At 63.4% G+C, this 12,228-nt stretch carries 11 protein-coding genes; 8 read left to right on the plus strand and 3 right to left on the minus strand.

What is annotated here, in order from left to right; all coding sequences use genetic code 11:
* Nucleotides 1-133 precede the first annotated feature (133 nt).
* Together rplS and V7060_RS18045 are read left to right on the plus strand one after the other, a co-directional pair.
* On the plus strand, nt 134-529 hold the full coding sequence (gene rplS, locus V7060_RS18040) for a 50S ribosomal protein L19 (RefSeq protein WP_334180593.1): 396 nt from the start codon (nt 134-136) through the stop codon (nt 527-529).
* A 393-nt stretch (nt 530-922) separates the two neighbouring features.
* Nucleotides 923-1,324 (plus strand): RNA-binding S4 domain-containing protein, encoded by a 402-nt coding sequence (locus tag V7060_RS18045; RefSeq protein WP_334180594.1) that lies wholly within the window; start codon nt 923-925, stop codon nt 1,322-1,324.
* A 69-nt stretch (nt 1,325-1,393) separates the two neighbouring features.
* Here V7060_RS18045 and V7060_RS18050 read toward each other — a convergent pair whose 3' ends face one another.
* The 3 genes from V7060_RS18050 to mutS all read right to left on the minus strand — a co-directional run bounded on the left by V7060_RS18050 (nt 1,394) and on the right by mutS (nt 7,347).
* Entirely contained in the window at nt 1,394-2,008 is a 615-nt protein-coding gene (locus tag V7060_RS18050) for a DUF937 domain-containing protein (protein WP_334180595.1), read from the minus strand.
* A 154-nt stretch (nt 2,009-2,162) separates the two neighbouring features.
* Complete coding sequence (katG, locus tag V7060_RS18055; RefSeq protein ID WP_334180596.1) at nt 2,163-4,409, minus strand: catalase/peroxidase HPI; 2,247 nt, start codon at nt 4,407-4,409, stop codon at nt 2,163-2,165.
* Between the two features lie 394 nt (nt 4,410-4,803).
* Complete coding sequence (gene mutS, locus V7060_RS18060; RefSeq protein WP_334180597.1) at nt 4,804-7,347, minus strand: DNA mismatch repair protein MutS; 2,544 nt, start codon at nt 7,345-7,347, stop codon at nt 4,804-4,806.
* Nucleotides 7,348-7,550: 203 nt separating this feature from the next.
* Here mutS and V7060_RS18065 point away from each other — a divergent pair, with 203 nt between their 5' ends.
* The 6 genes from V7060_RS18065 (at nt 7,551) to V7060_RS18090 (ending at nt 12,085) form a co-directional block, all read left to right on the plus strand.
* Complete coding sequence (locus V7060_RS18065) at nt 7,551-9,050, plus strand: tyrosine-type recombinase/integrase (RefSeq protein WP_334180598.1); 1,500 nt, start codon at nt 7,551-7,553, stop codon at nt 9,048-9,050.
* A 68-nt stretch (nt 9,051-9,118) separates the two neighbouring features.
* Nucleotides 9,119-9,760: a hypothetical protein gene (locus tag V7060_RS18070; RefSeq protein ID WP_334180599.1), complete on the plus strand. Its 642-nt coding sequence runs from the start codon at nt 9,119-9,121 to the stop codon at nt 9,758-9,760.
* 105 nt (nt 9,761-9,865) lie between these two features.
* Nucleotides 9,866-10,612, plus strand: coding sequence for a hypothetical protein (locus V7060_RS18075; RefSeq protein WP_334180600.1), 747 nt, complete (start codon nt 9,866-9,868; stop codon nt 10,610-10,612).
* A 12-nt stretch (nt 10,613-10,624) separates the two neighbouring features.
* Entirely contained in the window at nt 10,625-10,828 is a 204-nt protein-coding gene (locus tag V7060_RS18080) for a hypothetical protein (protein WP_334180601.1), read from the plus strand.
* Nucleotides 10,829-11,200: 372 nt separating this feature from the next.
* Nucleotides 11,201-11,608, plus strand: coding sequence for a hypothetical protein (locus V7060_RS18085; protein ID WP_334180602.1), 408 nt, complete (start codon nt 11,201-11,203; stop codon nt 11,606-11,608).
* A gap of 81 nt (nt 11,609-11,689) precedes the next feature.
* Nucleotides 11,690-12,085: an H-NS family nucleoid-associated regulatory protein gene (locus V7060_RS18090; RefSeq protein ID WP_334180603.1), complete on the plus strand. Its 396-nt coding sequence runs from the start codon at nt 11,690-11,692 to the stop codon at nt 12,083-12,085.
* The last annotated feature ends 143 nt before the right edge of the window (nt 12,086-12,228 follow it).

The raw sequence follows: 12,228 nt of genomic DNA on the forward strand, positions 1-12,228 counted from the left end.
ATCCGGTAGAATGCGCGACCCTTGGGCGGGTCTCGCCCGGGATCCCATAAGAATATCGTGCAGCGCAATCCAGCGACTGCATCAGTTTCCGCTGTCGCAAGACACGATCACGCATACAAGCATTGGTGCCAACATGAGCAAGCTCCTCCAGGAATTCGAAGCCTCCCAGATCACGCGCGAGCTGCCCGCGTTCGGCCCCGGTGACACCGTGGTCGTCAACGTGAAGGTCAAGGAAGGCAACCGCGAGCGCGTGCAGGCGTACGAAGGCGTCGTCATCGCCAAGAAGAACGCCGGCCTGAACTCCGCCTTCACTGTCCGCAAGATCTCGCACGGCTACGGCGTCGAGCGTGTCTTCCAGACCCACAGCGCCACCATCGACTCGGTCGAAGTGAAGCGCCGCGGCAAGGTCCGCGCCGGCAAGCTGTACTACCTGCGCGATCTGCAGGGCAAGGCTGCCCGCATCAAGGAAGACCTGGCCGCGAACGCCGCCGCCAAGGTTGCCCGCCAGGCCGCCGCTGCCGCCGAGTAATTCCGGCCCAGCGTGCCGTAGGAACGGCCACCCTCGGGTGGCCGTTTGCGTTTCCGTCGAGCGCGTTCCGGTGCAGACTGGCGCGAACGGCCACGGAGCGTCCCATGCACACCCCGCGATCCTGTTCCTGGGTATCCTGCTGATCGCGGGCTGCGTGAGCGATCCGATGGCGGCGAACGGTCCTTACGTCACCGCGCCGTTCGCCTGGTGTGCCGACGAGGCCCGTACCGCCGCATCGCAGCCGATACCGAAGGACGCCACGCCCACACAGCGACGGGCTGCCCGCGACTTCCACATGTCCAAAGCCTGCCGGCGCGTACGGACACAAGAGCGAGCTGCCGTTTCCCGTCGTCCCTTCGCGCCTGCCCTGAAGCGACCGTACTTCGTATTCCGATGACCGAATCCACCGATGCTTCCGTCCGCCTCGACCTGTGGCTATGGGCGGCCCGTTTCTTCAAGACGCGCAGCCTGGCCAAGCAGGCCATCGAGACCGGCAAGGTCGACGTGGCCGGTCAGCGTGCGAAATCCTCGCGTGCGCTGCGGACAGGCGACACGCTGGTGGTGACGCGGGGCGACGACGTGTTCGAGATCGAAGTCCTCGCGCTCAGCGACAAGCGCGGGTCGGCGACCGTGGCGCAGGCCCTATATGCAGAGTCGGAGGCGTCGCGTGCGCGGCGTGCTGCGGCGTTGGCGGCGCGGCAGGCGGAACGTGCGGGCTACCAGGCGCCGCAATCGCGTCCGGACAAACGTGCGCGACGGTTGATCCGCGCGCTGGGCGACATCGACGCCCTGTAGCACTGCCGCACAGAAAGAAGGGCGCCGATGGCGCCCTTCCTCATTCCTGTTTCGGTGTGCGCAAACGTCTCAGCGTCCGCCGCCGAACATGCCGCTGCCGATCTTGAGGATGTCGCCCAGTCCCAGTTGACCGTCGCCGTCCTGGTCCAGCACGGCGCCCAGCAGTCCGCCGCCCAGGCCGCCCTGCTGCTGCACTTGGCGCTGCTCCTGTCCGAGCACTTCGGCCAAGCCGAGCGGGTTGTTCTGGGCGCTGCCCTGGCCCATGCGCTGGGCGAGGAAGGCGAGCACGATCGGGGCAAGGATCTTCAACAATTGCCCGGCCCGTTCACCGCCGAGGCCGGTGGCCTGGCCCAGGCCGAGTTCGGCACGGTTCTGTTGGCCACCGAAGACATGGCCCAGGATGCCTGCGCCATTGGCCTGCGGCGATGCCGCGCCACCGAGCACCGCGCCCAGCACGCTGCCGATGTCGAGGCCGTTGTGGTTGCGCTGCAGGGCGCCGAACAGGGCTTCCGCTCCCTGCGGCTGCGCCGCGTTGCGCCCCAGTGCGCCCAGCAGCAGCGGCAGGGCCGCACCGACGGCACTGGAGGCCTGCATCTGCCCGATACCCAATTGCTGCGACACCTGCTGCAACGGCGCGCCCTGGAGCTGGGCGAAGAGTTCTTCTGCGAGTGACTGGTTGCTCATCGTATGGCCGTCCTCCTGGACGAGTGTGATTGGCGACGATCATCCTATCGTCAAATTATGTGACCGCCGCCTCACACTGGCGTTCGCCGACCGACGGCCCAAAGCCGGCCTGCATGCCGTCGGAGGTGCAGGCCGGCCGGCGATGCTTCGACGCTCAGCGCAGGTCGAAGCGATCCAGTTCCATCACCTTGGTCCAGGCGGCGACAAAGTCGTCGACGAACTTCGCCTGGCCGTCGCGGCTGCCATAGACCTCCGCCAGCGCCCGCAGTACGGAGTTGGAGCCGAACACCAGGTCGGCGCGCGTGCCGGTCCACTTCACTGCGCCGGTTTTGCGATCACGGCCTTCGTAGCCGTTGGCGCCGGTCGCTTTCCACTCGGCGCCCATGTCGAGCAGGTTGACGAAGAAGTCGTTGCTCAGCGTGCCGGGCTTGTCGGTGAGGACGCCGTGCTGACCGCCGTCCGCATTCGCCCCCAGCACGCGCAGGCCACCGACCAGTGCGGTCATCTCCGGCGCGGTGAGTGTCAGCAGCTGCGCGCGATCCACCAGCAGGTGTTCCGCCGGCACCGCCGAACGGCCCTTGAGATAGTTGCGGAAACCGTCGGCGAACGGTTCAAGCACCGCGAAGGATTCGACGTCGGTCTGGTCGGCACGCGCATCGGTGCGGCCCGGATGGAACGGCACGGTGACCGCATGGCCGCCGGCCTTCGCCGCCTGCTCGATGCCGACGCCGCCCGCCAGCACGATCAGGTCGGCCAGCGACACCTTCTTGCCGCCGGCGGCATCCGCGTTGAACTCCATCTGGACGCGCTCCAGCGCCTTCAGCACCTTGGCCAATTGCGCGGGCTGGTTGACCGCCCAGTCCTTTTGCGGCGCGAGACGGATGCGGGCGCCGTTGGCACCGCCGCGCTTGTCGCCGCCGCGGAACGTGGAGGCCGACGCCCACGCGGTCGACACCAGTTCCGCCACCGACAGACCGGACGCGGCGATCTTCTGCTTCAGCGCATCGACATCGCCGGCCTCGATCGTGGCGTAATCCGCCTTTGGCAGCGGGTCCTGCCACACCAGTTCTTCTTTTGGCACTTCCGGACCGAGGTAGCGCACGCGCGGGCCCATGTCGCGGTGGGTCAGCTTGAACCAGGCGCGCGCGAAGGCGTCGGCGAAGGCCTGGGGATTCTCGAGGAAGCGCCTGGAGATCGGGCCATAAATCGGATCGAAGCGCAGCGACAAGTCGGTGGTCAGCATCTTGGGGCGCTGCTTCTTCGTCTTGTCGTGGGCGAACGGCACGTCCTCGGGCGCGTCCTTGGCGACCCACTGGTGCGCGCCGGCCGGCGACTTCTCCAGTTCCCATTCGAAACCGAACAGGTTCTCGAAGAACTTGTTGCTCCACAGCGTCGGCGTCTGCGTCCACGTCACCTCGATGCCGGAGGTGATGGCGTCGCCGCCGCGGCCGGTGCCGAACGTGTTGTGCCAGCCGAAGCCCTGCGCTTCCAGTTCGCCGGCTTCCGGTTCCGCACCGACGTTGTCGGCCGGACCGGCGCCGTGCGTCTTGCCGAAGGTATGGCCGCCGGCGATCAGCGCGACGGTTTCCTCGTCGTCCATCGCCATGCGTGCGAAGGTATCGCGGATGTCCCTGGCCGCGAGCAGCGGATCGGGATTGCCGTCCGGACCTTCCGGATTCACGTAGATCAGGCCCATCTGCACGGCGGCCAGCGGATTTTCCAGCCGGCGCGAATGGACATCGCCGTCGGCATCGTCATCGGACACCAGCACGCCTTCATCGCCCGGTTTCACGACGCCTTCGGAACCGTGCGCATACCGCACGTCGCCGCCGAGCCATGTGGTCTCGCGGCCCCAGTACACATCCTGGTCCGGTTCCCACACGTCCTCGCGACCGCCGCCGAAGCCGAAGGTGCGGAAGCCCATCGTCTCCAGCGCCACGTTGCCGGTGAGGATCATCAGGTCGGCCCAGGAAATGGCCTGGCCGTACTTCTGCTTGATCGGCCACAGCAGGCGGCGCGCCTTGTCCAGGCTGACGTTGTCCGGCCAGCTGTTCAGCGGCGCGAAGCGCTGCTGTCCGCGCCCGCCGCCGCCGCGTCCGTCCTGGATGCGGTACGTACCCGCGCTGTGCCACGCCATGCGGATGAAGAGGCCACCGTAGTGGCCGAAGTCGGCGGGCCACCAGTCCTGCGAATCCGTCATCAGGTCGCGCAGGTCTTTCTTCAGTGCGTGGTAGTCCAGCGTGTTGAAGGCCTCGGCGTAGTTGAAGTCGCCCGGCAGCGGATTGGAACGCGAGGAGTGCTGGTTCAGCAGGTCCACGCGCAACTGGTTGGGCCACCAGTCGCGGTTGCCAGTGCCGCCACCGGCGGTCTGGTGGAACGGGCACTTCGATTCGGTGGTCATGGATTTCCTTCCTTTGGCCGTCGGGGATGGGTGGGAATGTCGATTGAGCGGATGGACTGCAAGGCGATGCAGCGCGAGGTGAGGTCAGTCGCGCGCGGGGGGAGGAGGCGGGGGATGCAGGCGGGTCGGCAACGATGGCACTGGCATGGCTGACGTCCTTCCAGGGCGTTGGCGGATGGCGACCAGACTAGGCAGTGCAGACGATCAATGAAAATCGTTTGTGACGAAGAGTTCGATAGTGCTTCTCAATGGTGCGTTGCGCCATTGCCGGACTCCTGCCGCACGCATCACGATACTCCGCGTGCGTTACGCGGATGTTGTAGCGACGTGCGCAGGGAAGTACCGCGGTGACCGGTCGCGGCGATGCGCCTCGTTCAATCGCGTGACGCGCGGGTCAGAGCAGTGCTTTCAGTCGGTACAGCGCTTCCAGCGCCTGCTTCGGTGTCAGCTCGTCCGGGTCGATCGCGGCGAGTGCTTCCTGCGCAGCCGACGGCGTGGCGGCGAACAGGCCGAACTGCTGCGGCGCGTCCAGTGCCTGCGGGGCCATGTCCGACGCATGCGTTTCGCGGCCGCGCTGTTCCAGTTCCGCCAGGCGGCGTCGCGCCTGCTGCAGCGTGGCCTTCGGCAGGCCGGCCAGTGCCGCGACCTGCAGGCCGAAGCTGCGATCGGCTGCGCCATCCTTCACCGCATGCATGAAGACCAGCGAGTCCCCGTGCTCCACCGCATCCAGGTGCACGTTGGCGATGCCGCTGCCGGATTCATTGGCCAGCGCGGTGAGTTCGAAGTAATGGGTGGCGAACAGCGTGTAGCAGCGGTTGCTGGCGGCCAGGTGGCGCGCGACCGCATCGGCCAGCGCCAAGCCGTCGTAGGTCGACGTACCGCGGCCGATCTCGTCCATCAGCACCAGCGACTGGGCGGTGGCGTGATGCAGGATGTAACTGGTTTCGGCCATTTCCACCATGAAGGTGGATTGCCCGCGCGCGAGGTCGTCGCCGGCGCCGATGCGGGTGAGGATCCGGTCGATCGGGCCGATCACCGCGCGCGCGGCCGGCACGAAGCTGCCGATGTGCGCGAGCAGCACGATCAGCGCGTTCTGGCGCATGTAGGTCGATTTACCGCCCATGTTCGGGCCGGTGATCACCAGCATGCGGCGCGCGTCGTCCATGCGCAGGTCGTTGGGTTCGAATGGCTCCTTGCGTACCGCCTCGACCACCGGATGGCGGCCGCGTTCGATGCACAGGCCGGGCGCATCGCCGAGTTCGGGCTGCGCCCAGTCCAGCGCCTGCGCGCGTTCGGCGAAGGCGGCCAGCACATCGAGTTCGCTCAATGCCCCTGCGCAACGCTTCAATGGTTCCAGGCGCGCGTTGAGCGTGTCCAGCAGCGCGTCGTACAGCAGCTTCTCGCGCGACAGCGAGCGCTCGCGCGCCGACAGCACCTTGTCCTCGAACTGTTTCAGTTCCTCGGTGATGTAGCGCTCGGCGCCAGTCAGCGTCTGCCGGCGCGTGTAGTGCACCGGCGCCTTGTCCGCCTGGCCCTTGCTGATCTCGATGTAGTAGCCATGCACGCGGTTGTAGCCGACTTTCAGCGTGGCGATGCCACTGCTCGCGCGTTCGCGCGCTTCCAGGTCCACCAGGAACTGGTCGGCATTCGTGCTGAGCCGGCGCAGTTCGTCGAGTTCGGCGTCGTAGCCGTCGGCCAGCACGCCGCCATCGGTGAGCTTGAGCGGTGGCTGCGGTGCGACGGCGGCGAGCAGCAACGCGGCGGTGTCGGTGTGTTCCCCGAGTTCGCCAGCCAGCGATTGCAGGCGCGGCGAATCCAGCGGTTGCAGGTGCGCGCTCACGTCGGGCAGCAGCGCCAGGCCATCACGGAGTGTGGACAAGTCGCGCGGGCGCGCCGAGCGCAGCGCCACGCGGGTAAGGATGCGCTCGAGGTCACCCAGTGCCCGGAAGCCGGTCCGCAGGTCGCGGTCCGTGCCGTGGCCGATCAGCGTCGCCACGGCATGGTGGCGTTCGCCGAGCAGCACGCGGTCGCGCAGCGGGCGGTGCAGCCAGCGACGCAGCAGGCGGCCGCCCATCGGCGTGACGGTGGTGTCCAGCACCCCGAGTAGCGTGTGCCGGGTGTCGCCGTCGACACGCGTGTCCAGTTCCAGGTGGCGGCGGGTCGCCGCGTTCATCGCGATGGCGTCGCCGGCCGACTCCACGGCGATGGCCGTCAGGTGGGGCAGGCGCTGCTTCTGGGTTTCTTCCACGTAGCCGAGCAGCGCGCCCGCAGCGCCGGTGGCCAGCGCCTTGTCGTCGATGCCGAAGCCGGTCAGGTCGTGCAGGCCGAAAAAAGCGAGCAGCTGCCGGCGCCCGCTGTCGGGGTCGAACAGCCACGGTGCGCGGCGGCGGATGCCGGTGCGCTGCTGCAGGAAGGCCGGCAGGCCTTCTTCGTCGGGGATCAGCAACTCGGCCGGTTCCAGACGGGCGAGTTCGGCTTCCAGCGCATCGTCGCCGTCCACCTCGTTGACCATGAACCGTCCGCCGGCCAGGTCGGCCCACGCCAGTCCGTAACCGGAGCGCCCACGGCAGAGGGTCATCAGCAGCGTGTCGCGGCGCTCATTGAGCAGCGCTTCGTCGGTCACCGTGCCCGGCGTGACCACGCGCACCACCTTGCGTTCCACCAGTCCCTTGGCCAATGCCGGGTCGCCGATCTGCTCGCAGATGGCCACCGATTCGCCCAGCGAAACCAGCCTTGCCAGGTAGCCCTCGCAGGCGTGGACGGGAACGCCTGCCATCGGAATCGGCGCGCCACCGGAACTGCCGCGCTGGGTCAGGGTGATGTCGAGCAGCCGTGCGGCCTTGCGCGCGTCGTCGTAGAACAGCTCGTAGAAATCGCCCATCCGGAAGAACACCAGCAGGTCCGGATACTCCGCCTTGGCGGCGAAGAACTGCTTCATCAGGGGCGTGTGTTCTTGGGAGGCCTTCCCGCTATTGGCTTTCAAAGCAATATTCCATATAAATCATAGTGATAACGAAAATCTTGGCTCATGTATGATGCCGAGTGTGGACATCTCGATGCATCTGGAAGCGCCGGACTGTAGCGCCAATGTCCGGAGTTACAGTAGGGTGACCCAAATAGGCTTATGCGCGGAGCTACGGCATGGAAAGCAAGGTGTTTCGTAAGGTGTCGCTTACCTCGACCATTGTGAAGGAACGCCTGAGTTTTGACAGGGTTCCTCGCGCCAACAGCAGAGGCCAGATCATCGATTTTGACCCGAATGAGGGCCAAAAGCGCTTCGTGGTGTTTGATAGCCACGGGGACGCTCCAGTGGGCTTCGGGGTTGCGGTCAATCGCACCAACATGTCTTACATCCTCCAGCGCCGGGTCGGGCAGCGGGTGCTCAAGGCCACGATCGGCAACGTGCGGGACATGCCGCTGGCCAAAGCCCGCTTGGAAGCCCAGAAGGTCCTGGAAGGGATGCGGGCGTCCAAGCAGAGCCCGGCCGAAACGCGTCAGGCGCTCGAAGGCGACCTTCGGGTGGCCGAGATGACCCTGGCCGAGTGCATTGCGATGTATCGCACACACTTGGTAGAGCGGAAGACCAAGCCGGCCAAAGACAGCACCCTGCGCGGCTTGGAGCAGGCAGAAAGGCGTTTAGGCCGAAAAGGGGTAGAGCTGATCGCTCGGCAGGTGGGTAGCCTGATCACCGAGTCCGCCATTCTGGATTCCTTTGACGCGTTGGCGTCAGGCCGGCGCGCCCTGCGCGAGGGCACCACGCGGGCGAAGATGGACAGACAAGCCTTCGAGCAGCCTACGGTTACGACGGCAGAGCTCACCTTCAGGTGGGCCAGTCGCGCCGTGGCTTACTCCATGGAACGCGAGGAGCGCGTTGCAGCCAATCAGAGGCGCGAGACGAGTTTGCGCCGTAATCCTTTTCTGGTGCTGCGGGATGAGGGGCGCTATCGCACCAAGCAACAACTTGAGCAGCACTATGAAGACCAAGGTGCGCGCAACCCGATGCAGCTGCGAGATGGGTCGCTTGGAAGGTTCCTCGACGCCCTGTGGCAGCGGCGCAAGACCGACAACTACCGCACCGCGTGCGACTACCTTCTGCTGACGCTTCTGTGGGGTACCCGTCGTGGGGAGGCCGCGCCCTTGCGTTGGCGGCACAGGATCTCAGATCGCCAAGCCCAGGTATGTTCGTGGGTGGATCTGAAAGATGGCTGGGTCAGCTTTTTCGATACAAAGAACCGGTTCAAGCACACCCTGCCGTTGGCGCCCTGTGCTCGGCGCATTCTGGTGCTCCGGGAGGGGTCCACGGGCGAGTGGGTATTTCCCGCGCGCAGCAGTCGAGCAAAGCAGGGGCATTACTTGGATAGCAAAGCGATTCTCAGCGGCCTTCGTCAGGATGCACAAATCGGGGAGCTGCGAACCCACGATCTGCGCCGGACTTTCTCCACCATTGTCGAGGAGATGGCTTCGTATGCAGTGCTCAAGCGCATGCTGAACCACCGAGCATTGTCCGACGTAACTGGCCGTTATCCCAAAGTTGATTCAGAGCGATTGCTGGAAGAAATGGCCCGGGTAGAGAGAGCCATTGTTGGTGCGGCACCCGTTGTCGCTGCTGCGCTCATGCCTGCTCCGTTCGGGCCAGCCTGATACCCGGCAGTCGTCTTAGAGGTGTGTTACATATCACCGAAGCCAGCCACCCCGCAGGTCGAAAAAACATGCCAATTGATGTCTGGGGAATACCCAAGCGGTTGACCAAAGCCGCGGTTCGCGGCATGAGTTCCCACCAGGTTGAGGAAATCCGCGCGAGGCTGAGCAGGCGAGGTCCAGATGCGGACTTCACCGCAGTGGAAGCTGCAATCTATCTGGGCCGAAGCGAGCGCACACTGAAGCGCGCGATCGACGCTGGGGTTGGGCCAAAACGCGAGAAGAACCCGGATGTCACGGGCAGGGGGGCAGTGAACCGTCACACCCATTTCCCCAAGCGCGAACTGGATAGTTGGCGCGCAAGTCTGTATGGCTTTGCCAGTAGCCTCCAGAGCACATTCGGCGACTTTGAGTCCTTGACGGAGGACCAGCCCTGGGTCGTGGCTGAGGGTAGGGTGTTTTGCCACTTGATGGATGTTGGCGACATTGATGATGTCCTGGCGCTGCTGGCCGAGGGGCTGGTCGAGTTCTATCGCCTTGATGAAGCGCTGCTACAGCGCTGGGCATCGCTAGACTTGCGCAATATCTATTGTGAACAGTTCGAGATGGTTGTCGACCGCGTTCTGGCGAGTGTGAGATCAGCGGGCGAAAGAGACTCATTGTTGAATGAAACCGTTGAAGTTTCCAAGAAGGGAATGCGTAATCCTCTCTGAGAGTTTTTGCCTTAAGTTTCCACACTAACTGTGGCAAATCCATTTGCTAATCGCTAAAGCTGTCGCTTGATAGTGTGTGTCTGAAGACTACAAGGATGATGTGTGATGACGCCAATAGCCGAAGCTTTTTATAAGTCTGAGTTGGCTGATCTTCACCGGAGGCTTCTGCAACACCCAGTGGCGCAGCAGAATCTTAGTGGCGATCGAATAAGATTCGACGGTCGTGTACTTGGCATCGATATCGATCAGATTGAGTTCCCCTCGTTCGAGCTTTCTGCGCACGAATTCGCCCAGCTGTTTTGTGTTTTCAATGGGAGTCGTGTCCATGCGCAGGTGGAGCGCCTTGTGGGCGGCGACCTGTCCCCGCCTGGGTACTACCTGACCATCATTAATACACAAGTTATCGCGCCCGGGCATAAGAATAAGTTGGGTATCGTTCAGCGAGAAGGGGTGAGCTCTGAACTTTTCATTTCGGACATGCACATCGATCATTTCTATCTAGATGCTCATGGAGCTCCGGCGCTTCTCGGCACCATTTCGTTTGCGCTCTGCGCGATTGCAGCACTACGCGCAGGATTGGGTCGCATCACGTTGATTGCCGCGGACGGTCGAGGTGGGGGTGGATTTGTTGGGATAAAGGTTTGGCCTAAGTTTGGCTTTGACGCACCCCTAGACGTAGGAGAGATTGCTGCGGATGAGCGCTTTTCTGCGTGTCACACCGTGCAGGATTTGATGGCCGTAGATGCGGATTGGTGGGCCATCCATGGCACCCAGAGGCTCATGGCCTTCGATTTGACGCCCTATAGCATATCTTGGGGAAGTCTGCTAGACTATTTGTGCAAAAAGATATAGGAGTTGCCTGTCATGACTAAGTTTCGTTCTTGGGCCATTGAGCAGCCCGCGCCTTCCAAATTGAAGGATGCGGGTGAGCGTCCTCGTGTCTTGAAGATTTCAGTCAAGAGCATGCCAGTGATGAACGCCGGAACGCAGGCACAGTTTGAGGCGCTCGCTCGCCGACCCCGGAAGGGCAAGCGCTATCCAACGATGATGGAAGCCCCGGATCTCTGATTAAGGGCAGCGAGATTTGCCCCTCCTGATAACTTGAGCTTCGGTCAAAAGGGCCCCGCATAGTCGGGGCTCTTTCGTATTTCATAGCTGAGAATGAAACAAGCCCTACGTCATTCAATAGGGCGGTCGCGCGCAGAAGTGCGAAATCTACGTTTGGGGCGATCTCGCCCCATGCCGCCTGTCGGGAAAACTCCCTCGTGCTTCCGCCGAAGCTGTTTGCGTTTGTCCACACTCGATTACATATGCTCGGACCTGCCTGGGAATGGCCGCCGGTTTCTGTCCATCTCTTGCTGGAAAGATTGCGGCTCCTAGTTGTAGTGTCCGCCTCTCGAACAACGGCACTGGGCCTGAGACGGTTGAAGGAGAGTGGCTATGAATAGCGCGAGTGCGATGACTGGAGAATATGCTGAGCGTGTGGAGGAGATGAGGTGTGCAGTAGAAAAGCTGCCTGCCAATCTCATCGAGCTGGGACGCAGCTATGACTATCCGCAGCTGCATCGGGCGTGCGTGGATGGGGAGCTTGAATTGGTCAAGGGACTGCTCGATGTCGGACTATCGGCCGATGCCTACACCTATACCAACGATGAGGGCGATTGGCCGCCTCTGAGGTGGTTAGCGGAAGCCGAGGACATGGATGCGAAACTCAAGATCAAGGTCGCAAAGCTTCTCTTGAAGAAAGGTGCCTGCATCGACGAGGGGGACGCTCTTGAGGCCGCAGAGGATGCGGATGATGAATCCTTCGCAGCCTTCTTGGCGGCCGCAGGTGCGACGTCCATCTAGCGGCTACTGCGAGCGCCGCTCCTGCCGTAGACTCAGCTCATCCCGGTCTTCGGCCCATATCAAGATAGGTTATTCCTTAGCATGAGCAAGCCAACACTCGATACTATCGCTGCCGCCAAAGCAAAGCTGGAAGAAGAGCTTCGTAAGCTCGAGCAGCAGGAAGCTCAGCTGCGTCAGCAGCAAGCAGCTGATGCGTTTGGCGAGGTGATCAGCCTGTTGGGGCAGTATGGCCAGCACTTTAGTGCCAAACAGAAGGCCGAGGTGGTGGCCGCTGTGGGTGCCGGCAGTCAGCCCCGGACAAAGAAGGAGCTTGGCACCAAGGAGGTCGCGCCCAAATACTGGCTGCCGCATACGCAGGAGACATGGGCAGGTCGTGGCCGGCCACCGCGAGCCTTCACTGCGTGGGAGGGAACCGCTGCCTACAAGGAGTGGAAGGCCAAGCACCCCAGTGAGAAGTTCCCCAAGTTTCCGGGCTGAGACTGAAGTGAGTCAGGCCGGTCTAGCAAAAGGCCAGGATCAGTAGCGGCCATCAATCAGGCGGCCTCTGTCGTCATCGAACTCATCCGGGTTCACCCCCGTTTTCACGGACACTTACAAGAAGGCCGATCCAGGCCATGAGG

The sequence above is a fragment of the Pseudoxanthomonas sp. genome (assembly GCF_036845285.1).
Taxonomy (GTDB): domain Bacteria; phylum Pseudomonadota; class Gammaproteobacteria; order Xanthomonadales; family Xanthomonadaceae; genus Pseudoxanthomonas_A.

Coding starts and splice junctions, on each gene's coding strand:
- V7060_RS18050 (WP_334180595.1), bottom strand. CDS start 2,008: ATGAGCAACCAGTCACTCGCAGAAGAACTCTTCGCCCAGCTCCAGGGC.
- V7060_RS18080 (WP_334180601.1), top strand. CDS start 10,625: ATGACTAAGTTTCGTTCTTGGGCCATTGAGCAGCCCGCGCCTTCCAAA.
- V7060_RS18045 (WP_334180594.1), top strand. CDS start 923: ATGACCGAATCCACCGATGCTTCCGTCCGCCTCGACCTGTGGCTATGG.
- V7060_RS18065 (WP_334180598.1), top strand. CDS start 7,551: ATGGAAAGCAAGGTGTTTCGTAAGGTGTCGCTTACCTCGACCATTGTG.
- V7060_RS18070 (WP_334180599.1), top strand. CDS start 9,119: ATGCCAATTGATGTCTGGGGAATACCCAAGCGGTTGACCAAAGCCGCG.
- V7060_RS18075 (WP_334180600.1), top strand. CDS start 9,866: ATGACGCCAATAGCCGAAGCTTTTTATAAGTCTGAGTTGGCTGATCTT.
- mutS (WP_334180597.1), bottom strand. CDS start 7,347: ATGAAGCAGTTCTTCGCCGCCAAGGCGGAGTATCCGGACCTGCTGGTG.
- V7060_RS18085 (WP_334180602.1), top strand. CDS start 11,201: ATGAATAGCGCGAGTGCGATGACTGGAGAATATGCTGAGCGTGTGGAG.
- rplS (WP_334180593.1), top strand. CDS start 134: ATGAGCAAGCTCCTCCAGGAATTCGAAGCCTCCCAGATCACGCGCGAG.
- katG (WP_334180596.1), bottom strand. CDS start 4,409: ATGACCACCGAATCGAAGTGCCCGTTCCACCAGACCGCCGGTGGCGGC.
- V7060_RS18090 (WP_334180603.1), top strand. CDS start 11,690: ATGAGCAAGCCAACACTCGATACTATCGCTGCCGCCAAAGCAAAGCTG.